We start from the raw sequence: 24,855 nt of genomic DNA on the forward strand, positions 1-24,855 counted from the left end.
GTGTCCTCTCATGCCGTTCAGTCCCGCGTGGCCGGTGACGCCGGAGCGAGCTGGATCCAGTGGAAGTCGCGCGCGCCGAACACCCAGCGCAACGTGCCGTCGGCCCCGACCTGCCCGAGCTCGGCGCCGCCGAACAGGTCGGTGAGGGTCGCGCCCGCATGCTGCGGGAGCGAGAGCGTCGTCGCGCGCGCGGTCGCTCCGAGGTTGGCGAGGCACAGGAGGCTCTCGTCGGGTGTCGACCGCACGAACGCGAGGACGGACTCGTCGTCCGCGACGACGGGGGTGAACGCGCCCGTGCCGAACGCGGCGTGACGACGACGGACCGTGAGCATGCCGTGCACCCAGTGGAGGAGCGAGCCGGGCGTTGCGAGCTGAGCCTCGACGTTCGTGCCCTCGTACGTGTGCCCGAGGGACCTCACGACCGGGAGGTAGAGCTTGCCCGGGTCGGCGGTCGAGAACCCGGCGTTGCGATCCGGGGTCCACTGCATCGGCGTGCGGACGCCGTCGCGGTCCTCGAGCCAGATGTTGTCACCCATCGAGATCTCGTCGCCGTAGTACAGGCACGGGCTCCCAGGCAGGGAGAGCAGGAGCGCGTGCGCGAGCTCGATCTCCTTGCGTGAGCCGCCGAGAAGCGGCGCAAGACGCCGACGGATGCCGACGTTCGCGCGCATGCGCGGGTCGGGTGCGTACCAGCCGTACATGGCCGCGCGCTCCTCCGTCGAGACCATCTCGAGGGTGAGCTCGTCGTGGTTCCTTAGGAACGTCGACCATTGGGCGCCGGCCGGGATCGCGGGCGTGTCAGCGAGGATCTCGAGGATCTTGGTCGCCTTCTGGTCGCGCAGGGCGTAGTAGATGCGCGGCATGACGGGGAAGTGGAAGCACATGTGGCACTCGGGTGCCTCGTCGGTCCCGAAGTACTCCACGACCTCGCCCGGCCACTGATTGGCCTCCGCGAGCATGATCGTGCCCGGGAACTCTGCGTCGACCATGGCGCGCACGCGCGCGAGGAACTCGTGCGTGCGCGGCAGGTTCTCGCAGTTCGTGCCCTCTTCCTCGAACAGGTACGGCACGGCGTCGAGCCGGAAGCCGTCGACCCCGACGCGGCACCAGAACCGTGCGACATCGAGCATCGCCTCCTGAACCGCAGGGTTCTCGAAGTTGAGGTCGGGCTGGTGGGAGAAGAAGCGGTGCCAGAAGTACTGGCGGCGCACCGAGTCGAACGTCCAGTTCGACGTCTCGGTGTCGACGAAGATGATGCGGGCGTCGCCGTAGCGAGTCGGGTCGTCGCCCCACACGTAGAAGTCGCCGTACGGCCCGTCCGGGTCCTGGCGCGAGGCCTGGAACCACGGGTGCGCGTCGCTCGTATGGTTCATGACGAGGTCGATGACGACGCGCATGCCGCGTGCGTGCGCCGCCTCGATGAGCTCCACGAAGTCCTCGAGCGAGCCGTACTGCTCGGCGATGGCCGTGTAGTCGGCGACGTCGTAGCCGCCGTCACGCAGCGGGGAGGGGTAGAACGGTGGGAGCCACAGGCAGTCGATGCCGAGCCACTGGATGTAGTCGAGCCGGTCGATGAGCCCGCGCAGGTCGCCGGAACCGGAGGCGGTCGAGTCCGCGAAGGCGCGGACGAGCACCTCGTAGAAGACCGCCGTGCGGTACCAGTGCGGGTCGTCGGACAGCTCCCGGGGCACCGCGGGAATGACCGGGCGTCGCTGAGGCGGGAGTGCTGAGACCGCGAGCTGGCCCGTGAGGGGGGCGGGCTCGGGCATGCGCGGGAGAGTCGTCATGGGGTCACCACCTGGATGATGTGGGCGACGCGGCTGGGCTCGAGGCGCACGAACGCGCGTCGACCCCAAGCGTAGGTCTCTCCCGTGAGCAGGTCATGGGCGTTGAAGCGGGGTTCGTCGTCCCCGGCCGGGGCCAGGCCGAGCGCGACGAGGTCGAGGTCGACCATCGACTCCTGGGGTCCCCACGGGTCGAGGGTGACGACGGTGATGACCGTGTCGGGCGTGCCGTCGGACGTGAACTCACCGTCGAGGTGCGCGGAGAACGCGACGACCTGGTCGTTCGTCGTCGGGTGCACCGTGAGGTTGCGCAGCTGACGCAGCGCGGGGTGCGCGCGCCGGATGTCGTTGAGCCTCGTGAGCAGGGCCGTGAGCTCCGCGGCCTCGGGGGCAGCCCAGTCGCGCGGCTTGAACTCGTACTTCTCGTTGTCGATCTGCTCCTCCGCGCCGGGGCGTGCGACGCGTTCGGCGAACTCGTAGCCCGCGTAGATGCCCCACGTCGGAGAGCCCATCGCGGCGAGGATGGCGCGGATGGCAAAGATCGTCTCGCCGCCGTGCTGCATCGTTGGCGTGAGGATGTCGTGCGTCGTGGGCCAGAAGCTCGGGCGCATGACCGAGCCGACCTCGCTCGCGACCTCCTCGAGGTACGACGTGATCTCGTCGCGCGTGTTGCGCCACGTGAAATATGTGTAGGACTGCTGGAAGCCGATGCGCGCGAGCGTGAGCATCATCGCGGGCCGCGTGAACGCCTCCGCGAGGAAGATCACCTCCGGGTTCGTCGCCCGGATGCTCGTGAGGAGCCCCTCCCAGAAGTCGAGCGGCTTCGTGTGCGGGTTGTCGACGCGGAACGCCGTGACGCCGTGGCTGATCCAGAGCCGCACGATGCGCTCGATCTCGGCGGCGAGGCCGTCGGGATCGAGATCGAAGTTCAGCGGGTAGATGTCCTGGTACTTCTTGGGCGGGTTCTCCGCGTACGCGATCGTGCCGTCGACCCGCGTCGTGAACCACTCGGGGTGCGACGTGACCCACGGGTGGTCGGGGGAGCACTGGAGGGCGAGGTCGAGCGCGACCTCGAGGCCGAGGCTGCGAGCCCGTGCGACGAACGCATCGAAGTCGTCGAAGGTGCCCAGCTCGGGGTGGATCGCGTCGTGCCCGCCGTCGGCCGAGCCGATCGCGTAGGGCGAGCCCGGGTCGCCGGGGAGCGCCTCGAGCGAGTTGTTGCGTCCCTTGCGGAACGTCGTCCCGATCGGGTGGACGGGAGTGAGGTAGATGACGTCGAAGCCCATCGCGGCGACGCCCGGCAGCCGTTCGGCGGCCGTCCGCAGCGTGCCCGAGCGCCACGAGCGCGTCGCGGCGTCGTAGGACGCGCCTTCCGAGCGCGGGAACATCTCGTACCACGCACCAGCGAGGGCAAGCTCGCGGCTCACGACGAGGGGGTAGTCGGCCGACGGCGAGACGTGGTCCCGCAGCGGGCTACGGTCCGTGAGGACCTCGCGCACCTCAGCGGTGCAGGCCGCGTCGAGACGTTCGAGAGGCATCGAGCGCGTGTCTGCGAGCGCCGTGCGCGCGTCCGCGACGAGCGTGCGGTCGGCGTCGGTGAGCGTCACCTCGGACAGGACGCGGTCGAAGACCCGCACGCCCTCGGCGAGCATGAGCTCGACGTCGACCCCTGCCGCGATCTTCACCGACGCGTCGTGGGCCCACGTGCCGTACGGGTCCGACCAGCCCTCGACCCGGAAGGTCCATTCACCGACCGTGTCGGGCGCGACGCGCGCCTCCATCCGGTCGAGGCCGGGTGCGATGTCGCGCATGCGGGCGGACGCACGGACCGTGCCGTCGGGACCGACGAGCACCGCGGTCGCGCCGACGGCGTCATGACCTTCGCGGAACACGGTTGCCCGGATGGGGATCGCCTCACCCACGACCGCCTTCGTCGGCCAGCGGCCCTGCTCGACGGTCGGAGACACCTCGACGACGGGGATGCGACCGATCGGGGTGGGGAGGACGGGGACGGGCTGCGCGTCGCGACTCGCCAGGGCGGCCGGTGCGCTCGCGCGCACCGTCCGACCCGAGTCCGCGGCGGCACTGACGGGGCGGGGGCGCTTGTTCCTGCTCACAAGTCGAACCTAGCCCGTGGTGGGCGTCGCTCGCGCGTCGCCACGCGCCCTGATCTCTCCGGGGAGCGAGTGATGCGGGACTGTGACCTCGGGCGACGTCGTCAGTGCGACGCCTCGACATAGAGCCGCATGCTCAACGGCTCGAGAGAGGATCCGAGGTCCTCGGCGGGCTCGAAACGTTCGTCAGGGTGCTCCCAGGACGAGTCCCACACGAGCTCCCACGCGACGTGGTCCTCGGGCGCGACCGTGTCGACGACGTCGAGCGACCCGTTGAGGACGATGCGCACCGCGGGGTCCTGTGCGTCGGCCGTCCGCCGGACCATCTGCAGGACGCGCCGCGAGGTGTCGTTCCACTCCGCGGAGGTCATCTGCGTCCCGTCCTCGGAGTACCAGGCGAGGTCGAGGCCGTCGTCGGGCCGGGAGGTGAAGGGCTTGCCGAGGTAGAAGCGCGCGGGCCGCAGCGCGGCGAGCTCGGCGCGACGTGCGAGCAGGTACTGCGTCGTCGCGCGCAGGTCACCCTCGAGACCGTCGGCGTCGAACCGGGGGCGCGTGAGCTCGTTGTCCTGGCAGTAGGTGTTGTTGTTGCCGTGCTGGCTGTGGCCGACCTCGTCCCCGGCCGTGATCATGGGTGTGCCGGCCGAGAGCAGCAGGGTTCCGAGGAGATTGCGGTGCGAACGGCGGCGGACCGAGGCGATCCCGTCGACGTCGCCGTCAGCCCCCTCGATCCCGTGGTTCCACGACCGGTTGTCATCCGTGCCGTCGCGGTTGTCCTCGCCGTTGGCCTCGTTGTGCTTGTGGTCGTAGCGCGTGAGGTCGGCCATGGTGAAGCCGTCGTGCGCGGTGACGAAGTTGATCGAGGCGACGGGCCCGCGCTCGAGCGGCGGGTCGGAGTGGCCGAAGAGGTCGGCGGATCCTGACAGACGAGTCGCGAGGTCGCGCATCCCCTGCCCGGTGCGTCCGTGGGAGAGCTCACGGGCGTCGGCGAGCCAGAACTGGCGTACTGCGGAGCGGAACCGGTCGTTCCACTCGCTGAACGGCTCCTTGAAGCTGCCGGTCTGCCAGCCGCCGGGGCCGACGTCCCACGGCTCTGCGACGAGCTTGACGTCCGCGAGCGCGGGGTCGGTCGCGAGCGCGACGAGGAACGGGTGGACGTTGGTGAAGCCGTCGTGGTGGCGCCCGAGCGTGACCGCGAGGTCGAAGCGGAAGCCGTCGACGCCGATCTCGTGGGCCCAGTAGCGCACCGAGTCGAGAGCCGCCTGGACGGGACGGGTACGCCTGTGGTCGAGCGTGTTGCCGCAGCCGGTCGTGTCCGCGAAGCGCGCGGGCGCTCCGCCGTCGTGCAGGTAGTGGACCGTGGCGTCGAGGCCGCGCCACGACAGCTGCATGCCGTCCGTGCCGCCCTCGGCGGTGTGGTTGTAGACGACGTCGAGCAGGACTTCGAGCCCGGCCTCGTGCAGGAGCGCAACCATGCCCTTGACCTCGTCGAGCACGGCCGTCGGGCCACGATCGCGGGCTGCTGCGGTGGCGTAGGAGGGCTCGGGTGCGAAGAACCCGAGCGTGTTGTAGCCCCAGTAGTTCGTCAGGCCGCGCCCGACGAGGTGCGGCTCCGAGACCTTGGCGTGGATCGGCAGGAGCTCAAGGGTCGTGATGCCGAGCGATCGCAGGTAGTCGATCGTCGCGGGGTGGGCGAGTCCCGCGTAGGTGCCGCGCAGCTCGTCGGGAACCCCGGGAATGTGCGCCGTCAGGCCGCGCACGTGGGCCTCGTACACGACGGTGCGTGACCACGGGATGCGTGGGCGTGAGGGGTGCGGCCGGTAGGTCGAGTCGACGACGACCGAGAGCGGCACGTGCCCGAGCGAGTCGATCTCCGAGGGCAGGGGCAGGCCGTCCTCGCCCTGGCCCTCCCACGAGTGACCGTAGACGGCGGGCCCGTCGACGACCTCACCCTCGAGGCCGCGTGCGTACGGGTCGACGAGAAGCTTGGCGGGGTTGTACCGGAGGCCCGCGCTCGGGTCCCAGCGGCCATGGGCGCGGAAGCCGTAGCGCTGCCCCGCTCCGACGTGAGGCACCGTGAGGTGCCAGACGCCGCGCGTCCCGCGCGTCATGGCCAGACGTCGTTCCGTCCAACCGGTCGCGCTCGAGGGAGCGGGGTCGAGGAGGCAGAGGTCGACGCTCTCGGCGTGCGACGCGACGACCGCGAACGACGTCCCGCCGTCGACGACATGCGCGCCCAGAGGGGGCGTCAGCTCGTCGGAGGCGGTGCGGGCGGCAATCGTCGGCATGGTGGTGATCTCCTCGAACGTGATGTCCTGCGATGTGGCCGGGACCGACCGTCTAGCCTATCGCCGCGAACGGACCGTATGGCGGGACGTCTCCCCGGCGGCGTCCGCGCACGGCTGCGGGGACGATAGCCTCATCGGGTCCGGTCCCCGCACCATGAGGAGGCGCGAAGCGTCATGGCCCGCAGAATCGTCGTGGTCGTCAAGCACGTTCCCACGATCCACTCCGCACGCGCGTTCGCGGACGGCCGCACCGTGCGCGGCTCTGAGGATGGCTCGCTCAACGAGCTCGACGAGCACCCCGTCGAGGAGGCCGTGCGGATCCTCGAGGCGCTCGAGGACGCCGATCGGGAGGCGTCGGAGATCATCGTCGTGACCGTTGGTCCCGCTGAGGCCGTCGACGCGCTGCGTCGCGCCTACCAGCTGGGGGCGACGTCCGCGATCCACGTGACCGACGACGCGCTCGCGGGCTCGGACTACGCGGGAACGGCCGCAGCGCTCGCGGCAGCGGTCCGCAAGATCGCGGCCGACGGGCCGATCGACCTCGTGCTCGCCGGGATGGCGGCGCTCGACGGTCTCGGCTCCGTCGTCCCCGCGCTGCTCGCCGCCGAGCTCGGTCTGCCGCAGCTGACGAACGCGGGATCGCTCGTGCTGGACGGGGCGACCGCTCGGATCGAGCGAGTCGTCGACGGTGTCTCGGAGGTCCTCGCGGCGCCGCTCCCCGCCGTCGTGTCTGTCAACGACCACATCAACCGGCCGCGCTTCCCCGGCTTCAAGCTCATCATGGCGGCTCGGACGAAGCCCGTGACGACGTGGTCGCTCGCTGATCTCGACGTCGACGCGTCGCGGGTCGGTCAGGCCGGGGCGCGCACGCGTGTGCTGTCCGCCGACCCGCGCCCGGAGCGCGAACCCGTCGAGATCCACGTCGATTCTGGTCAGGGCGGTGAGGCGCTCGTCGAGTTCCTCGCGAGCCGTGGCCTGGTCTGAGAGGAGACCCTCATGAGTCGCTCGTTCTCCGTCGTCGTGCTCGACGACGTCACGAACGCCCTGCGTGGCCCCGATCTTGAGCTGCTCACAGTTGCCCGCTCGCTCGGTACGGTGCGCGCGGTCGTCTTCGACGAGCCGGGCCCGGACGTCCTCGCGACGCTCGCGGCGTATGGCGTCGCCGACGTGGTCCGCCTCGAGATCGCTGGCGAACGCTGGCTCACGGGCGTGGCAGCGGCTGCGCTCGAGCCGGTCGTCGCCGACGCGCGCGTGCTGCTCGCGCGGGCGACGTTCGCGAACAAGGAAGTGCTTGCCCGGCTGGCGTTCCTCACGGGCGCCGGTCTCATCATCGACGCGGCTCGTGTCGGTGAGCGCGACGGCCTCGTCGCCGGCTGGAAGCGCGTCTTTGCTGGATCGTGGGACGTCGACTCGGTCGTGACGACGGACCTGGCGCTCCTCACGGTGCGCCCCAACGCTGTGCGACCGAGCCCCGCTGAGGCGCCCGTCCAGCCCGTCGTGCGGGTCGTCGAGCTCGACCCCGCAGCGGCCGCGGCAGCCGCGGGCGGCGTGAGGCTGATCTCGCGCGAGGTGCACGAGGTCACTGGCTCCGCACGTCCGCCGCTCGCCGAGGCGAGCGTCGTCGTGGCCGGTGGCCGTGGGACGCTCGGGGACTTCGGCCCGGTCGAGGAGTTGGCGGACGCGCTGGGCGCGGCGGTGGGGGCGACGCGCGACGCGGTCGATGAAGGATGGATCGGTCACGACGCCCAGGTGGGCCAGACGGGTGTGACGATCACCCCCCACCTCTACATCGGCGCGGGCATCTCCGGAGCCCCGCACCATCGGGGCGGCATGCAGGCCTCCGAGGTCATCGTCGCGGTGAACTCCGATCCCGAGTGCCCGATCTTCGAGATCTGTGATTTTGCCGTCGTCGGTGATCTTGCGACGGTCCTGCCGCAGGCGGCGGCGGCGCTGCGGGCCCGCACGGTCTGAACGAACCCTCGGACGCCGCGACCGCTGCCCGGCGGTCGCGGCGTCCTTCGTAGGATGGACTCCGTGAGACCTCCCGCGTACCTCGATCACGCCGCGACGACCCCCATGTCGTCGGCGGCGATCGCGGCCTACACCGCCCAGCTGGCGATCCCCGGCAATCCCTCCTCGCTCCACACCTCCGGGCGCGCAGCGCGACGCGTCGTCGAGGAGTCGCGCGAGTCGATCGCCACGTCACTCGGCGCACGCCCGAGCGAGATCGTGCTGACGGGCGGGGGGACTGAGGCGGACAACCTCGCGATCAAGGGACTGTTCTGGTCGCGTCGCACCGGTCACCCCGAGCGCACGCGCGTCGTCGTCTCCGCGGTCGAGCATCACGCGGTTCTCGACCCGGCGTTCTGGCTCGCCGAGCACGCGGGCGCCGAGATCGTCCTCCTGCCCGTCGACGCCACGGGGCGTCTCGACCTCGACGCGCTCGCCGCCGAGCTTGCCGCGCACGCCACCGAGATCGCGCTCGTCTCTGTCATGTGGGCGAACAACGAGGTCGGCACGATCGAACCGATCGCGGACGTCGTGCGGCTCGCGCACGCGCACGGCATCCCCGTGCACTCGGACGCGGTCCAGGCCGTCGGGCGGACCGACGTGAATTTCGCTGCGTCGGGGCTCGACGCCATGACCGTCTCGGCGCACAAGCTTGGCGGCCCTGTCGGTGTGGGCGCGCTCGTCGTCGGGCGCGCGGTCGGCCTCGTCCCCGTGCTCCACGGCGGTGGCCAGGAGCGGGGCGTCCGTTCGGGGACGCTCGATGCCGCGGGGGCGCATGCCTTCGCCGTCGCGCTCGCGGACGCTGTGGCCGGGCGCGAGCTCGAGGCGGCGCGTCTTGCGACGCTGCGCGACGCACTTGTCAGGGGAGTCCTCGACCGGGTTCCGGGCGCGACCCTGCGCGGTCCTGCGCTCGATGCGACATCGGCCGACGGCCAGCGCATGCGCTTGCCGGGCAACGCCCACCTCACCTTCGCGGACTGTGAGGGCGACTCCCTGCTGTACCTGCTCGACTCGGCCGGTGTGGAGGCATCGACGGGCTCCGCCTGCCAGGCGGGAGTTCCCCAGCCGTCGCACGTCCTTCTTGCGCTCGGTGTCCCAGAACGCGAGGCGCGGGGGGCCCTGCGCTTCTCGCTCGGCTCGACGTCGACCCTGGACGATGTCGAGCGGGTTCTTGAGGTGGTGCCGGGAGTCGTCGAACGGGCGCGGGCCGCGGGGCTGGCGGCGCCCGGGCGGCGAGGGACCGGGACGCCCGGTCACGTCATGAGTGTGGATGGAGGTGCGGCATGAGGGTTCTGGCTGCAATGTCGGGAGGGGTCGACTCCGCGCTTGCTGCGGCCCTCGCGCTCGAGGCAGGGCACGAGGTCGTCGGGGTGCACATGGCGCTCGCGCGCGAGCGCGCCCAGATGAGGACGGGCTCTCGCGGCTGCTGCTCGATCGAGGACGCAGGCGACGCCCGCCGTGCGGCCGACATCCTCGGCATTCCCTACTACGTGTGGGACCTCTCCGAGACGTTCGAGGAGACCGTCGTCACCGACTTCCTCTCGGAGTATGCGGCGGGTCGCACCCCCAACCCGTGCGTCCGCTGCAACGAACACGTGAAGTTCGACACGCTTCTCGAGAAGGCGATGGCGCTCGGCTTCGATGCGGTCGCGACGGGCCACTACGCGCAGATCGTCGAGCGCGCCGGCCGGCGCGAGCTGCACCGCTCGCCCAACGTCGACAAGGACCAGTCCTACGTGCTCGCCGTCATGGGGCCCGAGCGGCTGGCCCGTTCGATCTTCCCGCTCGGCGGCTACACGTCGAAGGCCGACGTCCGTGCCGAGGCGGCGCGGCGCGGTCTAGGGGTGTCGAACAAGCCCGACTCCTACGACATCTGTTTCGTCGCCGACGGCGACACGCAGGGCTTCCTGCGGTCGCGGCTCGGAGCTCAGCCCGGGGAGATCCTCGACGCGGACGGCCAGGTGGTCGGAGAGCACGACGGCGCGTACGCGTTCACGGTCGGGCAGCGGCGCGGCCTGCACCTGGGACGGCCCGCCGCCGACGGTCAGCCTCGGTACGTCCTTGAGGTGAGGACCGAGACGAACCAGGTCGTCGTCGGGGCCGCCGAGCTGCTCACGGTTGACCGCATCGTGAGCGACCGCACGGTGTGGCTCGCTGACGACGTCGACGCCGCGCGCGGCCTCGAGGCCGAGGTCCAGGTGCGTGCCCACGGGACGCCCGTGCCCGCGGTCGTCACGCGCACGGACGACGGCCTCGTCGCCGAGCTCCCGGGGCAGGGGCTGCGCGGGGTCGCGGCGGGGCAGTCGCTCGTCGTCTATCGGGGGACGCGTGTTCTCGGACAGGCGACCGTGACGTCGGCCGGCCGGCGAGGTGCGGGTGCGTCCGCGGCCACGGCGAGCGGCCGAGGCCCGGCAGGCGTCCGCGGGTGAGCGCGAACCCGTCGCCCGAGGGTACGAGCCCGAGGGCAGGCGTCGCGCTCGCACCCGGAGCGTGCGCCCCGCTCGCCTGGCCGGGCAGCGATCCGCTCGAGGCAGTGACGACGATCCTTGGCGACGCGTCGGACGCCCCGAGCGAGATCCGTGCGCTTGCGACCCTGCCGGTGCTCGCGGAGCGCGGGCCCGGGGCGGATCGTGTGGGACGCACCGCGGCCTCGCTCGAGGGGATCCCGGTTGAGCTGGGTCCGCACGGGTGGCGGTTGGCCGCCCACGAGGGTGGAGATCGTGAGCGGGCCCTCGCGCTGTGGCGTGAGGACCAGGGCGCACTTGCGGTGGCTTCGCTCGGCTGGTCGGGGGAGCTCGTCCTCGAGGCGGTCGGACCGTGGTCGCTCGCCGCGTCGGTGTGGCTCGCTCGTGGTGACCGTGTGCTGTCCGACGATGGCGCGGTCAACGATGTGGCTGCTGCGCTCGCGGAGGGGCTTGTCCTGCGGGTCGGCGACGTGCTGCGACAGGCGCCGGGTGCGCGGGTCACCGTTCTGCTGGCCGAGACGCTTGTCGGCCAGATCGTCGCCGGGGTGCTCCCGACGTTCTCGGGGCACGCGTGCCTACGTGCGGTTGCACGTCCACGCCTTCTTGAGGTGCTCGAGCCCGTTGTCGCGGCGTTGCACGCCGCGGGTGCGCGCGTCGTCGTCCACGTGGGAACCGCGGTCGCGGGCATCGGGCCCGCGGTGCTCTCGGGTGCCGACGGGGTGGGCCTCGACGTGGCCCCGTGGGACGAGCGCCGGTGGGAGATGATCGCGACCGCGGTCGAGCGTGGCGTCGAGCTCTGGCAGGGGCTTGCGCCCGCGCGGGTGTCGTCGTGCGCGGGCGCCGATCTGGGGGAGCTGGCTCAGCGCGTCGCCGAGCCGTGGCGGCGGGTCGGTCTGCCGCTCGCGGACCTCGCCCGAGTCGTCGTCCATGAGCAGCTGGGCGAGGTGCGCGTCGACCCGGTACGACCCCGGTCGCGGTCAGTCGCCGACGCCCGTGCGTCTGCGCACAGCCTGCAGCGGACCGCGCTTCTGCTCGCGGAGCGTGCGGCGGGCTGAGCGACGGGCCGCGCACGACCCGCTGCGACCTCACGGGGTGAGCCGCTCCCAGCAGAACGCGTACGACAACGCTGCGAGATGCGCGGCTTGCGTGTTGTCGGCGGCCCCGCCGTGTCCGCCTTCGAGGTTCTCGTAGTAGGTGACGTCGGCGCCGAGTGCCTCGAGCAGCGCTGTGGTCTTGCGAGCGTGCGCGGGGTGCACGCGGTCGTCCTTGGTCGAGGTCGTGAGCAGGACGGGCGGGTACTCGATGCCCGGCCGCAGCAGGTGGTACGGCGAGAACGTGCGGATGAACTCCCACTGCGCGGGGTCGTCGGGGTCGCCGTACTCGGCCTCCCAGGAGGCGCCCGCGAGCAGGTGCGTGTAGCGGAACATGTCGAGGAGCGGCACCTGGATGACGATCGCGCTGAAGAGCTCGGGGTAGCTCGCGAGCATGTTGCCCGTGAGCAGGCCGCCGTTCGAGCCGCCCTTGCAGGCGAGGTGCGCGTGGTCGGTGATGCCAAGCGCGACGAGGTCGCGGGCGACGGCCGCGAAATCCTCGTACGCCCGGTGGCGCTTGTCCTTGAGCGCCGCGGCGTGCCACGCGGGGCCGAACTCGCCGCCGCCCCGGATGTTCGCGAGGACGTAGGTGCCCCCGCGTGCGAGCCAGGCGCGGCCGAGCACTCCGGAGTAGTCCGCGGTGAGCGAGATCTCGAAGCCGCCGTAGCCATACAGGAGCGTCGGGGCTGGCTCGCCCGCCGGGCGGGCGTCGGGGGCGCCGTGAACGACGAAGTAGGGGACGGCCGTCCCGTCGTCGGAGATAGCGGTGTGCTGCTCCCAGGTCATCCCGGTCGCATCGAAGTGTGCTGGCAGCGACTTGAGCGCCTCGGGCTCGCGGACACCCGTGGCGTCGTACCGCACGAGGGTGGGCGGTGTGAGGAAGTCCGTCGCCGTGATCCACAGGTCGTCGTTCTCGTCTCGGTCGACGGCCCCGACCGCGAGCGTCGCTTCGCTCGGAGCATGGGCGAGGGGCTCCTGGGCCCATGGCGCGTCGGGGGAGGCGGGTGGCGTGAGGACGACGATGCGGTGACGGACGTGGTCGAGGATCGTGAGGACGAGGCGACCGAGCGTCCACGTGACGTTCTCGAGCGCCGTCGTCGCGGTGGGGGTGAAGAGGGGGACGGGAGCAGCGGTTCCTGCAAGGAGGTCGTCGACGGGTGCGACGAGCAGGGTTCCGCTCGCGTGCTCCGTCCCGGCGACCGTCCACGCCTCGCGCAGTCGGATGAGTGCCCAGGGCCCGTGGAGGCCCACGTCGGCGCTCCGGGGTGCGGGGACGAGGACGGGCTCGCCGGAGCCGTCGAGGATGAAGGTCTCGGACTCGTAGAAGGCGATCGCGCGCCTCACGATGTCGCGCTCGTAGCCGGGGGTGCGTTCGTGATGGGCGCTGATGCTGAGGTCGTCGGCCTGGCCCGCGTAGACGAGCTCGGCTGCGGCCGGGTCGGTCCCGCGACGCCAACGGCTCACGGTGCGGGGATAGCCCGAGCGGGTCGAGGACGCGGGGTCGGACGCCGAGTAGAGGAACACTGTGTCGCGATCGACCCAGCCGAGCCCACCCTTGGCCTCGGCCCGGACGAAGCCACCGTCGGCAGGGGAGACGAAGGTGAGGGTGGTGAGGTCGAACTCGCGGTCGACGTCGGCGTCGGAGCCGCCGTGCGAGAGAGTGATGAGCGCGCGGTCGAGATCGGGTCGCAGCACCTGGGCACCGTGCCAGACCCAGTCCTCACCTTCGGCAGCGTTGAGGGCGTCGAGGTCGAGCAGGATCTCCCACTCGGGCGTCGCCGTGCGGTAGGAGTCCTCGGTCGTGCGTCGCCACAGGCCCCGGGGGTGGTCTGCGTCGCGCCAGAAGTTGTAGAGCATGCCCCCGACCGCGCCGACGTAGGGGATGCGTGCGTCGTCGTCGAGAACCTCGCGGACCTCAGCCTCGATCTCGGTGAGCAGGCCGTGCTCCCGGGCGTGTGCGTCCGCGGCCTCGCCGCGCTCGCGCGCCCAGTCGAGCGCAGCCTTGTCGTCGATGTTCTCGAGCCACGCGTGCGGGTCCGCACCGGGGGTGGGAAGGACGACGGGCACGGTGGGTGCGGCGGTGGGGTTGCTCGGGTGCGTCGGCATGCGGCCACGGTAGCGCCAGGGTCCGACTTTTCGTTGACGAGCGCCTGCCGCGTGAGGTTCCGGCGTGTGGCGTCGCGGTCCGGCGGCCGATGTCTGTGGCCCTTGGCATGATGGTGCGCGTGACTGAACTTGACGAGCCCACCTTCGCCCCGGACGAGCCGGATGCTGCCGTGCGCGCGCGCTGGACGGACCTCGCAGAGACGGTTACGGCGCACCAGTTCGCCTACTACGTCAAGGACGCACCACTCGTCTCGGACGGCGAGTTCGACGCGCTGCTCGGCGAGCTCGCGGCCCTCGAGGACCGCTTCCCGTCGCTGCGCACGCCCGACTCGCCGACGCAGCGGGTGGGTGGGACGTTCTCGACTGATTTCGCAGCGGTCGACCACGTCGAGCGCATGTTGTCGCTCGACAACGCGTTCTCGTTCGAGGACGTCGAGGCCTGGGCGGGCCGGGTGCGCCAGGGCGTGGGTGCGGCCACGATCCACTACCTCACCGAGGTGAAGATCGATGGCCTCGCGATCGTGCTCGTGTACGAGCACGGCAGGCTTGTCCGCGCAGTGACGCGCGGAGATGGCCGCACGGGCGAGGACGTCACGCTCAACGTCCGCACGATCACCTCGATCCCGCACGTGCTCGCGGGCGACCCCGCGACGCATCCCGAGCTCGTCGAGGTGCGGGGCGAGGTCTTCTTCCCCGTCACGCAGTTCGAGGCGCTCAACGGGGCGCAGGTCGCCGCGGGCAGGCCGCCGTTCGCGAACCCGCGCAATGCCGCGGCAGGCTCGTTGCGGCAGAAGGACCCGCGCGTGACCGCGTCGCGTTCGCTCGACATGTACGCGCACGGTGTCGGTGCCCTTGTGTGGGGGCAGGCGGCAGTTCCTGCTGACCTCACCGAGGGCCGTGCTCGGCAGTCGAGTGAGTACACGCTCCTGCAGGTGTGGGGACTTCCGGTCTCGCCCCACAACGTCGTGTGTGACGACCTCGACGGGGTGCGGTCGTTCATCGCGCACTTTGCCGAGCACCGTCACGACATCGAGCACGAGCTCGACGGCGTCGTCGTCAAGATCGACGAGATCGCGCTGCAGCGCGCCCTCGGCGCGACGAGCCGTGCGCCGCGCTGGGCGATCGCGTACAAGTACCCGCCCGAGGAGGTGACGACGCGCCTGCTCGACATCGTCGTCGGCGTGGGCCGTACGGGCCGCGCTACCCCGTACGCCGTGATGGAGCCGGTGCGCGTCGCGGGCTCGGTCGTGCGCCAGGCGACCCTGCACAACCAGGACGTCGTCAAGGTCAAGGGCGTACGGATCGGCGACATGGTCGTGCTGCGCAAGGCCGGCGATGTCATCCCGGAGATCGTCGGGCCGGTCGAGGCCGCGGCGGAGGACGGACACCCGCGCCGGGACTTCGTCATGCCGTCCGCGTGCCCCGAGTGTGGCGCGGTGCTGCGACCGATGAAGGACGGCGACGTCGACCTGCGTTGCCCCAACGCGCGCTCGTGCCCCGCACAGGTCCGCGGCAGGGTCGAGCACATCGGTTCACGTGGCGGCCTCGACATCGAGGTGCTCGGCGAGGTGACGGCCGCCGCCCTCACGCAGCCGCTCGTCCCCGAGGTCCCCCCGCTCGAGACCGAGGCGGGGTTGTTCGACCTCACGGAGGCCGACCTCGTGCCGATCCGGGTGGTTGTCAAGGACGCCGAGACAGGCCTGCCCAAGGTCGACGACGACGGCCAGGCCAAGGAGCGCACGCCCTTTGCGCGCCGTGCCTCGAAGAAGGACCTCGAGCTGTGGGCCGAGGGGCTGGGCCTGACGCTCGACGAGGCTCGTGCGACGGGGCACGAACCACCGGCCGTCGTGCCCTCGGCGGCCGCAGGCAAGCTCGTCGCCGAGCTCGTCAAGGCTCGGACGAAGGACCTGTGGCGCGTCATCGTGTCGCTCAACATTCGCCACGTCGGCCCGTCCGCAGCTCGTGCGCTGGCCGATCACTTCGGTTCGCTCGACCTCGTGAGGAGCGCGTCGGCTGCCGAGCTCGCCGCTGTCGAGGGGGTAGGCCCGACGATCGCGACCGAGATCCTCGCGTGGTTCGCCGTCGACTGGCATGTCGAGATCGTCGAACGGTGGCGTGCGGCCGGGGTTCAGCTCGTGACCCCTGGCCACCCGGGGCCCGGGGCCCCTCACGAACAGGCGACGGGTGTGCTCGACGGCCTCTCGGTCGTCGTCACGGGTGGCCTCGAGAACTTCACGCGTGACGGTGCGAAGGAGGCGATCCTTGCGGCGGGTGGCAAGTCGGCGGGCTCGGTCTCCAAGCGCACAGACTTTGTCGTCGTCGGCGAGAACGCGGGGTCAAAGGAGACCAAGGCGCGGGAGCTCGGCCTCCGCATCCTTGATGAGGACGGGTTCGTCCGCCTCCTCGCGGAGGGGCCGGCGGCATTCGACGCCTGACGCGCGCCGACGCGCGCCGACGGCACGTCGTGCTGGTCAGTTGCGCGCGGCCCAGAGCAGCCCGCGCTCGATGATGGTCCGCACCTCGGGGGCTGCGAGGTCCGCGAGGTTGTGGCCCGGGGCGCACACGAGGATGTGACCGTGGCCCCAGCGGCGCGTCCAGACGGCCGGGTGCGTTGTCGGGCCGCCCCACGGATCGCCCGGTTCGGCCTCGATCGTCGTGGTGGCGAGGACGTCGAGCAGGGGGTCGGTGAGCATCCAGTAGCGCTCGGAGCGCAGCGTGAAGTCGCGGAGCCCAGCGATGACGGGGTGGTCGGCGCGTTCGGGAACGATGCTCACGGTGTGTTCGACCGTGTCGCCTGGGTGGGCTGCGAACTGGGCGCCCATGAGGTGAAGGTAATCGGCCGACATCCGGAACGAGTCGACGACACCGCCGTGCCAGCCGACGAGGCCTGTTCCGGCAGCGATCGCGGTGCGCAGGCCGTTGACTTCGTCGCCGAGGATCTCGCCCATGGTCCAGCACTGGAGGATGAGATCGGTCGCAGCCATGAGCTCGGTGTCGGCGTAGACCTCGAGGGAGTCGGAGACGATGACGGTGAACCCGGCGTCCTCGAGGAACGGCACGAAGAGGTCGGTCGCCTCCTGCGGGGCGTGCCCGTCCCACCCTCCGCGGACGACGAGTGCCTGGCGTGCGGTCATCGGTGACTCCTCTTGCGGGCGTTCGGCTGACGGCGGTGTCCAGACCGACCGTAGCGGTCTGGACGGGACGAGGCGAGCGTCGTTACTGGACGAGTGCCTCGACGGCGGCGGGTGAGAGCACGGCCTCGCACGCCATGACGCTCGCGCCGAGGACGCCGGACCGGGTTCGGGTGCGCGAGGTGACGATGCGCAGGTGCTGGGTCGCGAGGGGCAGGGACCGTTGGTAGACGACTTCGCGGATGCCCGCGATGAGGTGCTCGCCCGCCTCGGCCAGTACGCCGCCGACAACGATCATCGAGGGGTTGAGCATGCTCACGCAGGTCGCCAGGACTGCGCCGAGCTCGCGGCCCGCCTGGCGGACCTCGGCGCTCGCGGCCGTGTCGCCGGAGCGGACGAGGGCGACGACGTCGGATGTGGTGCGCACGTCGCGGCCGGCGTCGCGCAGGCGGCTGACGAGGGCGTTGCCTCCGGCGACTGCCTCGAGGCAGCCGGTGTTGCCGCAGCGGCACAGGACGTCGTGGCGGCCGGGGACGGCGACGTGGCCGATGTCGCCCGCGGCGCCCTGGGCACCGCGTCGGATCTCGCCGTCGGAGATGATGCCGGAGCCGATCCCGGTGGCGATCTTGACGAAGAGCAGGTGGTCGACGTCGGGCCACGTCGTGGCGTGCTCGCCGAGCGCCATGATGTTGACGTCGTTGTCGACGAGGACGGGTGCGCCGAGGGCGCGCCGCAGGACGCCGGGGACGTCGGCGTCGTCCCAGCCGGGCATGATCGGGGGGCTGATGGGGCGGCCGCTCGTGTGCTCGACGGGTCCCGGTAGTCCGACGCCGATGCTCACGAGGTCGGTGCGGGGTCGGCCGATGCTCGTGATCATCTCGTCGGCGAGCTCGATGACGCGGGCGAGGACGTGGTCGGGTCCGTCCGCGATGTCGAGGTCTTCGCTGCGGGTGTCGAGGACGTTGGAGGCGAGGTCGGTCACGGCGAGCCGGGCGTGAGTGGCTCCGAGGTCGACGGCGAGGACGAGCCGCGCGCCGGGGTTGAACGCAAATGTTGCGGGCGGCCGGCCACCGGTCGAGACGGCTTCCCCGGAGGGTGCGACCAGGCCTGAGGCGAGGAGCAGATCGACACGGGCGGCGATCGTCGAGCGTGCCTGTCCGGTGCTCTGGGCGAGGTCCGCGCGGGTGCGGGGGGTCCCGTCGCGGAGCAGCTGGAACATCTCGCCAGCACCGTTCCCGCGGGGGGCGAACTTCGCGGCGTCCTCGACCATGCGCACAGTGAACCACGTCTGCTTCTGCGGGTCACGTTCGCGTAACACGCGCAGGCAACTTCCATCTTTTGATTGACGATCGACAGAAGTCTCCGTAGCGTCATCGTCATGGTCAACGACGACCCCCACCAGATCGACGAGCCCGCGCCCTTCCTTCGTATGCGCGGCATCGTCAAAACCTTCCCCGGCGCCCGAGCCCTCAGCGGCGTCGACCTCGACGTCCGCCCGGGCGAGGTTCACTGCCTCCTGGGCCAGAACGGCGCCGGCAAGTCGACGCTCATCAAGGTGCTCGCAGGCGCACACCAGCCCGACGAGGGCGAGATCGACATCGACGGACACGTCGTCGCGCTGCCGACCCCGGTGGCAGCGCTTCGCCACGGCATCGCGACGATGTACCAGGAGCTCGACGTCGTCGACGGCCTCACGGTCGCTGAGAACGTCTTCCTCGGTCACGAGCTTGCGAGCGCGGGCCTTACCCGCCGTTCTGAGCTCCGCAGGCGGACCGCCGAGATCCTTGCGCGGCTCGGCCACCCAGAGATCCGGCCGGGGCGGGAGGTCGGAAGCCTTGCGGCGGCCGGGAAGCAGGTCGTCTCGATGGCACGTGCCCTCTCCCGTGGAGCGCGCGTCATCGTCATGGACGAGCCCTCAGCCGTCCTCGACACGGAGGAGGTCGACAATCTCTTCCGCGTCGTGGCCGAGCTCACGGCTGCGGGCGTCGCTGTCGTCTACATCTCCCACCGGCTCGAGGAGATCAGGCGTGTCGGTGACCGCATCACCGTGCTCAAGGACGGCCGCACGGTTGCGTCTGGCCTGAGCGTCGCCGAGACGCCGACCTCCCAGCTCATCGAGCTCATGACGGGGCGCGCCGTTGACAGCGTCTTCCCCGACCGCGCGACCGAGGTCGTCGAGGGCGACCCCGTGCTCGACGTGAGGGGCCTCGCCCTCGAGGGAGTCTTCGACGGCGTCGACATCACGATCCGGCCCGGTGAGGTCGTCGGCATCGCGGGCCTCGTCGGCTCGGGTCGCTCAGAGATCCTCGAGACGATCTATGGCGCCCGCCGGGCGACGCGCGGCACGGTCCACGTCGACGCCCGCCCGCTGCGCCGCGGGTCAGTGCGACGCGCGGTCGCTGCCGGCATCGGGCTGTGCCCCGAGGAGCGCAAGTCTCAAGGTCTGCTGCTCGACGAGCCCGTCTACCGCAACATCACGCTCTCGACGTTCGGCCGCACGGCTCGTGCGGGCTTCCTCGACGAGCACACCGAGCGTAGCCAGGCGCGGGCGCAGATCGAGGACCTCGGGCTCCGTCCCGCTGATCCCGATCGCCACGCCCGTACCCTCTCGGGCGGCAACCAGCAGAAGATCCTCCTCGGCCGGTGGCTGCTCCACGGCTGCCGCGTGCTTCTGCTCGACGAGCCGACGCGCGGGGTCGACGTGGGTGCCCGCTCCGAGATCTACGCGCTCGTGCGTCGCCTCACGGCGCAGGGCACGGCTGTTCTTGTCGTCTCGAGCGAGATCGAGGAGGTGCTCGGTCTTGCGGACCGGGTGCTCGTGCTCGCTGAAGGACGCGTCGTCCACTCCGGCCCCGCGGCCGACATCGACGAGCACCGTGTGCTCGATCTCGTCATGGAAGGAAGTGCAGCGTGAGCCCCGACACCACCTCGCCCGACACCACCTCGCCCGCTGCGACCGAGAGCACGCCACCCGCGCCTGCGACCTCGCCTGCGGCGAGGCGTCGGCATCCGCTCTCGGGTGCGGCGGGACGCAACGCGGGGCTCGTCGTCGCGCTCGCGCTGCTGTGCGTCGTCGGTCTCGTCACGGCCGACGAGCGTTTCGCGTCCGTGAGCAACCTCCTCACCGTTCTCAGCCTTGCCTCGATCATCGGCGTCCTGAGCATCGGGATGACCTTCGTCGTCACGACGGGTGGCATCGACCTGTCGGTCGGAGCAGTGATGGGGCTGTCGTCGGTGTGGGCGACGACGCTCGCGACGCAGCAGATGGCGGCGGACGTGCACTGGTCGATCATGGTGATCACGGCGCTCGCGGTCGGCCTGGTCGCGGGGCTCGTCAACGGTGCGCTCGTCGCGTACGGCAAGGTCGTCGCGTTCATCGCGACCCTCGCCATGATGGCTGCGGCCCGCGGCCTCGCCGAGATGATCTCCAACCGCCAGACGCAGCGCGTCCGGGTCCGGCCGTTCCTCGACTTCTTCGGCGACGACCTGCTGGGAGTGCCGATCCTCGTGTGGATCTTCGCGCTCGTCTCGGCGGTCGGCTGGGTCCTCCTCAACCGCACGACGTTCGGCCGACGGACGGTTGCGGTCGGCGGTAACCCCGAGGCCGCACGGCTTGCGGGTATCAACGTTCGTCGGCACACGATGTTCGTCTACGGGCTTGCGGGCCTCACGGCCGGGATCGGTGGCGTCATGATGCTCGTCCGGACCACCGCGGGCACCTCGACGCACGGGTCGATGTACGAGCTTGACGCGATCGCGGCGGTCGTCGTCGGCGGCACGTTGCTCATCGGTGGCCGGGGCACGATCGTCGGCACCGTCTTCGGCGTCTTGATCTTCACGACGCTCACCAACGTCTTCACCCTCAACAACCTTTCGACGTCGGCTCAGGCCGTGGCGAAGGGCGTCATCATCGTCGCCGCGGTTCTGCTCCAGCAGCATCTCGCCCGACGATCCCGCTCGACCACCTGACAGGGCTGCTGCTCTCGGCGCCCGTGGCGCGGGGAGCGGCGGCCGCCCTCCACAGCACCCTTTCCTCACGAAACAAGGAGACAGTCATGCCCGCATCATCGACGCTGCGCCGACGCCTGACCCTCACGCTCGGCACGGCAGCCGCGCTCACGCTCGCCCTCACGGCGTGCACCTCGAACGAAGCACCCGCTGACCCGACGTCGGCTCAGGGGGGCAACGGCACGTCCGCCGCGCCCGTGGCGGGATCGAACGACGAGCCGGGCGAGAAGGTTGTCATCGGGTTCTCGGGCCCGGCGGCTGACCACGGCTGGCTCGGTGCGATCAACAAGGCTGCGCTTGCGGAGGCGGAGCGGTACTCCGACGTCGAGCTCAAGGTGTCGGAGGGCACGAACGACGCGAACCTCCAGATCTCCCAGGTGGAGACCTTCATCAACGAGAAGGTCGATGCGATCGTGCTCCTGCCCACCGATGGTGCTGCGCTCACGGACGTCGCCATCAAGGCGATGGAGGCGGGCATCCCGGTCATCAACGTCGACCGAGAGTTCTCCTCGACGTTTGCGGCACGTGTGACGGTGCTGGGTGACAACTACGGCATGGGTGTCTCGGCCGGCACGTACATCTGCGAGCGGCTTGCCGGTCAGCCGGACGCGGTTGTCGCTGAGATCGCCGGGATCGATTCGCTGCCCCTCACGCAGGACCGGACGAAGGGCTTCAACGATGCGCTCGCGGGTTGTGGCCTGTCCGTGTCGAACCGTGTCGCGGCGGACTTCACGATCCAGGGCGGTGAGTCGGTGACGGCGCAGCTGCTGCAGGCGGCGCCGAAGATCGACGCGATCTGGAACCACGACGACGACCAGGGCATCGGTGTGCTCGCCGCGATCGAGACGGCGAAGCGTGATGAGTTCTTCATGGTCGGCGGTGCGGGTTCGAAGGACGCGATGGAGCTCATCAAGAGCGGTGACTCCGTCGTCGAGGCCACGGTCATCTACCCCTCGACGCAGGCTGCCGACGGCGTGCGTCTCGCTCGCCTCGTCGCGCAGGACCGCCTCATGGGCGATCTCGTCTCGGGCACGGTCCCGCGTGAGGTTCAGCTCTACGCACCCGTCGTGACGAAGGACAACGTCGACGAGTTCATCGGCGCGGCCTTCGTGTCCTGACCCTGTCCGGGCGGGCGCGTGCGCGCCCCCCCGGTCCTGTCCGAGAGGAGGACGAACATGAGTGGAACGGCACAGCCTCGGCTGGGTGTGGGGATGGTCGGCTACGCCTTCATGGGTGCGGCTCACTCGCAGGCCTGGCGCAGTGCGCCTCGGTTCTTCGACCTGCCTCGTGCGGTCGACATGGCGGCCTTGTGCGGTCGCAACGGTGCCGCGGTCGCTGCGGCGGCGGACCGTCTCGGGTGGCGGACGACGGAGACGGACTGGCGGGCGCTCATCGAGCGTGACGACGTCGATCTTGTCGACGTGTGTACGCCGGGTGACACGCATGAGGAGATCGCGATCGCGGCGCTCGAGGCGGGCAAGCACGTCCTGTGCGAGAAGCCGCTTGCGAACACGCTCGCCCAGGCGGAGCGCATGGCTGAGGCCGCGCGTGCGGCTGAGGCGAGGGGGCAGGTCGCGATGGTCGGCTTCACCTATCGGCGCGTCCCGGCGATCCAGCTTGCGCGCCAGCTCGTCGAGGAGGGCCGGATCGGGCAGGTGCGGCACGTGCGTGCGCAGTACCTGCAGGACTGGATCGCGGATCCCGAGGCGCCGCTGTCGTGGCGGCTCGACCGTGAGAAGGCGGGGTCGGGTTCGCTCGGTGACATCGGGGCTCACGTGGTCGATCTCGCTCAGTTCATCACGGGGGAGTGGCTCACAGGGGTCTCGGGCCTGCTCGAGACGTTCGTCCACGAGCGCCCTACTGCTGATGCTCATGCGGGTCTGCGTGGGGAGGCGGGTGCCGGTCGCGGTCCGGTGACGGTCGACGACGCGGCGGTGTTCTATGGCCGACTCACCGGGGGCGGTCTCGCGACGTTCGAGGCGACGCGCTTCGCGTGGGGTCGGAAGAACGCGATCCGGATCGAGATCAATGGCTCGTCGGGCTCGCTCGCGTTCGACTTCGAGGACATGAACGTCCTGCACCATTTCGATGCGGCTGAGCCTGCGCGCACGGCGGGCTTCCGTCGGATCGTCGTCACGGAGCCCGAGCACCCGTTCGTCGGGGCGTGGTGGCCTGCGGGCCACGGGCTCGGTTACGAGCACGGTTTCACGCACCAGGTGGTTGATCTCGTCGAGGCGGTGGCGTCGGGTGCGGTGGTGCGTCCGACGTTCGACGACGGCCTTCAGGTGCAGCGGGTGCTTGACGCGGTTGAGCGTTCGAGCCTTGCCAACAATGTGTGGGTCCCGGTTCCGGAGCCCCGCCGCGTGCAGCCTGCCGCGGCCCGAGAGTGAGGAGAGCTGCTGTGGCACGACCGATCACGCTGTTCACCGGCCAGTGGGCCGACCTGCCGTTCGAGGAGGTTGCACGTCTGGCCTCGGGTTGGGGCTATGACGGCCTGGAGATCGCCTGCTGGGGCGACCACCTCGACCCGTGGCGCGTCGACGAGCCCGGGTACGTCGAGGGGCGCCTCGAGATCCTTGAGCGGCACGGCCTCAAGGTGTGGACGATCTCGAACCACCTCAAGGGGCAGGCGGTGTGTGACGATCCGATCGATGCTCGGCACCGCGACATGCTGCCCGACGTCGTCTGGGGTGATGGTGATCCGGAGGGCGTGCGGACGCGCGCGGCCGAGGAGATGAAGCTGACTGCGCGGCTCGCGCGCAAGATGGGGGTCGACACGGTCGTGGGCTTCACGGGCTCGTCGATCTGGAAGTACGTCGCGATGTTCCCGCCGGCAAGCGCTTCGATGATCGAGGCGGGGTACGAGGACTTCGCGCGTCGGTGGAACCCGATCCTCGACGTCTTCGACGGCGAGGGTGTGCGGTTCGCGCACGAGGTGCACCCGAGCGAGATCGCGTACGACTACTGGACGACGCATGCGGCGCTCGAGGCCATCGGGCACCGCGAGGCCTTTGGTCTCAACTGGGACCCGAGCCACATGGTGTGGCAGGACATCGACCCGGTGAGCTTCCTGTGGGACTTCCGCGACCGGATCTACCACGTTGACTGCAAGGACACGAAGAAGCGCATGACCAACGGCCGCAACGGCCGGTTGGGGTCGCACCTGCCGTGGGCGGACCCGCGGCGTGGTTGGGACTTCGTCTCGACGGGGCACGGTGACGTGCCGTGGGAGGACGCCTTCCGCATGCTCACGACGATCGGCTACACCGGTCCGATCTCGGTCGAGTGGGAGGACGCGGGGATGGATCGTCTCGTCGGTGCCCCGGAGGCGCTCGAATTCGTGCGGCGCACAGCGTTCGACGCGCCGACTGCCGCGTTCGACGCAGCGTTCAGCGTCCGCTGATCGTTTGAGGAGCCGGCCCGGGTGCGTCTCGCGACGCTCTCGGGCCGGCCTCCGCACGCGCACCGCGCATGGCTCGCCCGGTGTGACGACCCGCCAGCCGCGGATCCTCAACGATTTGGCATGAGCGCGGCGGCACGTGTAATGTTCTTCGAGCCAGCCCGGCAGGGCGAAGGAACGGGGTCACGATCCCGGGCCGAACCGCCGCGGCTCAGCCACCCACCTCACCAGGTACTCCGGAAACCGGAGTGCACGTGTGTGTGCGGGAGGCGCGGAAGCTTCCGAGGCTCGGATCCAGTCGAAAGACGGGGTTTGACACGGAGAAGCGAACGGGGTAAGGTTGAACGGTTGCCTCCGAGCAGGACCCGCAAGGGAAGAGCGAGGATGCGCGTCTGTTCCTTGAGAACTCAACAGTGTGCTTGATAGTCAATGCCAAATAACTCTCGTACGAGAGGGAAGCC

Annotated in this window: 17 protein-coding genes; 11 read left to right on the forward strand and 6 right to left on the reverse strand. The window is 70.6% G+C overall.

Features of this window, described 5'->3' with window-relative positions:
- Positions 1 to 17 precede the first annotated feature (17 nt).
- The 3 genes from treS to glgX all read right to left on the reverse strand — a co-directional run bounded on the left by treS (position 18) and on the right by glgX (position 6,183).
- A complete protein-coding gene (treS, locus tag ACTVCO_RS04085; protein ID WP_443727110.1) occupies positions 18 to 1,787 on the reverse strand; it encodes a maltose alpha-D-glucosyltransferase in 1,770 nt (589 codons plus the stop codon).
- Positions 1,784 to 3,901, reverse strand: coding sequence for an alpha-1,4-glucan--maltose-1-phosphate maltosyltransferase (locus ACTVCO_RS04090; RefSeq protein WP_443727111.1), 2,118 nt, complete (start codon positions 3,899 to 3,901; stop codon positions 1,784 to 1,786). Before ACTVCO_RS04090 ends, treS begins: the two co-directional genes overlap by 4 nt.
- 101 nt (positions 3,902 to 4,002) lie before the next feature.
- Positions 4,003 to 6,183 (reverse strand): glycogen debranching protein GlgX, encoded by a 2,181-nt coding sequence (gene glgX, locus ACTVCO_RS04095; protein ID WP_443727112.1) that lies wholly within the window; start codon positions 6,181 to 6,183, stop codon positions 4,003 to 4,005.
- A gap of 174 nt (positions 6,184 to 6,357) precedes the next feature.
- Here glgX and ACTVCO_RS04100 point away from each other — a divergent pair, with 174 nt between their 5' ends.
- From ACTVCO_RS04100 to ACTVCO_RS04120, 5 genes are read left to right on the forward strand one after another with little or no spacing between them, the layout of a single operon-like run.
- Complete coding sequence (locus ACTVCO_RS04100; RefSeq protein ID WP_443727113.1) at positions 6,358 to 7,167, forward strand: electron transfer flavoprotein subunit beta/FixA family protein; 810 nt, start codon at positions 6,358 to 6,360, stop codon at positions 7,165 to 7,167.
- Between the two features lie 12 nt (positions 7,168 to 7,179).
- Complete coding sequence (locus tag ACTVCO_RS04105) at positions 7,180 to 8,154, forward strand: electron transfer flavoprotein subunit alpha/FixB family protein (protein WP_443727114.1); 975 nt, start codon at positions 7,180 to 7,182, stop codon at positions 8,152 to 8,154.
- 54 nt (positions 8,155 to 8,208) lie between these two features.
- The gene (locus tag ACTVCO_RS04110) at positions 8,209 to 9,480 is read left to right on the forward strand and encodes a cysteine desulfurase family protein (RefSeq protein ID WP_443727115.1); all 1,272 of its coding nucleotides are present in this window, start codon (positions 8,209 to 8,211) and stop codon (positions 9,478 to 9,480) included.
- On the forward strand, positions 9,477 to 10,622 hold the full coding sequence (mnmA, locus tag ACTVCO_RS04115) for a tRNA 2-thiouridine(34) synthase MnmA (protein WP_443727116.1): 1,146 nt from the start codon (positions 9,477 to 9,479) through the stop codon (positions 10,620 to 10,622). The genes ACTVCO_RS04110 and mnmA overlap by 4 nt, the downstream gene beginning before the upstream one ends.
- Positions 10,619 to 11,713: a hypothetical protein gene (locus ACTVCO_RS04120; protein WP_443727117.1), complete on the forward strand. Its 1,095-nt coding sequence runs from the start codon at positions 10,619 to 10,621 to the stop codon at positions 11,711 to 11,713. The genes mnmA and ACTVCO_RS04120 overlap by 4 nt, the downstream gene beginning before the upstream one ends.
- A 30-nt stretch (positions 11,714 to 11,743) precedes the next feature.
- Here the strand turns inward: ACTVCO_RS04120 and ACTVCO_RS04125 are convergent, their stop codons facing one another.
- A complete protein-coding gene (locus ACTVCO_RS04125; protein ID WP_443727118.1) occupies positions 11,744 to 13,855 on the reverse strand; it encodes a prolyl oligopeptidase family serine peptidase in 2,112 nt (703 codons plus the stop codon).
- Between the two features lie 110 nt (positions 13,856 to 13,965).
- Between ACTVCO_RS04125 and ligA the strand changes: the two genes are divergently transcribed.
- Positions 13,966 to 16,290, forward strand: coding sequence for an NAD-dependent DNA ligase LigA (gene ligA, locus ACTVCO_RS04130; RefSeq protein ID WP_443727153.1), 2,325 nt, complete (start codon positions 13,966 to 13,968; stop codon positions 16,288 to 16,290).
- A 36-nt stretch (positions 16,291 to 16,326) separates the two neighbouring features.
- Here the strand turns inward: ligA and ACTVCO_RS04135 are convergent, their stop codons facing one another.
- Positions 16,327 to 16,989: a ThuA domain-containing protein gene (locus ACTVCO_RS04135; RefSeq protein ID WP_443727119.1), complete on the reverse strand. Its 663-nt coding sequence runs from the start codon at positions 16,987 to 16,989 to the stop codon at positions 16,327 to 16,329.
- A gap of 82 nt (positions 16,990 to 17,071) precedes the next feature.
- The gene (locus tag ACTVCO_RS04140; protein ID WP_443727154.1) at positions 17,072 to 18,256 is read right to left on the reverse strand and encodes an ROK family protein; all 1,185 of its coding nucleotides are present in this window, start codon (positions 18,254 to 18,256) and stop codon (positions 17,072 to 17,074) included.
- Between the two features lie 108 nt (positions 18,257 to 18,364).
- Here ACTVCO_RS04140 and ACTVCO_RS04145 point away from each other — a divergent pair, with 108 nt between their 5' ends.
- The 5 genes from ACTVCO_RS04145 (at position 18,365) to ACTVCO_RS04165 (ending at position 24,397) form a co-directional block, all read left to right on the forward strand.
- On the forward strand, positions 18,365 to 19,900 hold the full coding sequence (locus ACTVCO_RS04145; RefSeq protein WP_443727120.1) for a sugar ABC transporter ATP-binding protein: 1,536 nt from the start codon (positions 18,365 to 18,367) through the stop codon (positions 19,898 to 19,900).
- Positions 19,897 to 20,955, forward strand: coding sequence for an ABC transporter permease (locus ACTVCO_RS04150; RefSeq protein ID WP_443727121.1), 1,059 nt, complete (start codon positions 19,897 to 19,899; stop codon positions 20,953 to 20,955). Before ACTVCO_RS04145 ends, ACTVCO_RS04150 begins: the two co-directional genes overlap by 4 nt.
- Positions 20,956 to 21,041: 86 nt before the next feature.
- The gene (locus ACTVCO_RS04155) at positions 21,042 to 22,112 is read left to right on the forward strand and encodes a substrate-binding domain-containing protein (protein WP_443727122.1); all 1,071 of its coding nucleotides are present in this window, start codon (positions 21,042 to 21,044) and stop codon (positions 22,110 to 22,112) included.
- A 57-nt stretch (positions 22,113 to 22,169) separates the two neighbouring features.
- The gene (locus ACTVCO_RS04160; protein ID WP_443727123.1) at positions 22,170 to 23,384 is read left to right on the forward strand and encodes a Gfo/Idh/MocA family protein; all 1,215 of its coding nucleotides are present in this window, start codon (positions 22,170 to 22,172) and stop codon (positions 23,382 to 23,384) included.
- 11 nt (positions 23,385 to 23,395) lie between these two features.
- The gene (locus ACTVCO_RS04165; RefSeq protein WP_443727124.1) at positions 23,396 to 24,397 is read left to right on the forward strand and encodes a sugar phosphate isomerase/epimerase family protein; all 1,002 of its coding nucleotides are present in this window, start codon (positions 23,396 to 23,398) and stop codon (positions 24,395 to 24,397) included.
- Positions 24,398 to 24,855 lie beyond the last annotated feature (458 nt).

Source organism: Sanguibacter sp. A247 (assembly GCF_052324925.1).
In the GTDB taxonomy this organism is placed as follows: domain Bacteria; phylum Actinomycetota; class Actinomycetes; order Actinomycetales; family Cellulomonadaceae; genus Flavimobilis.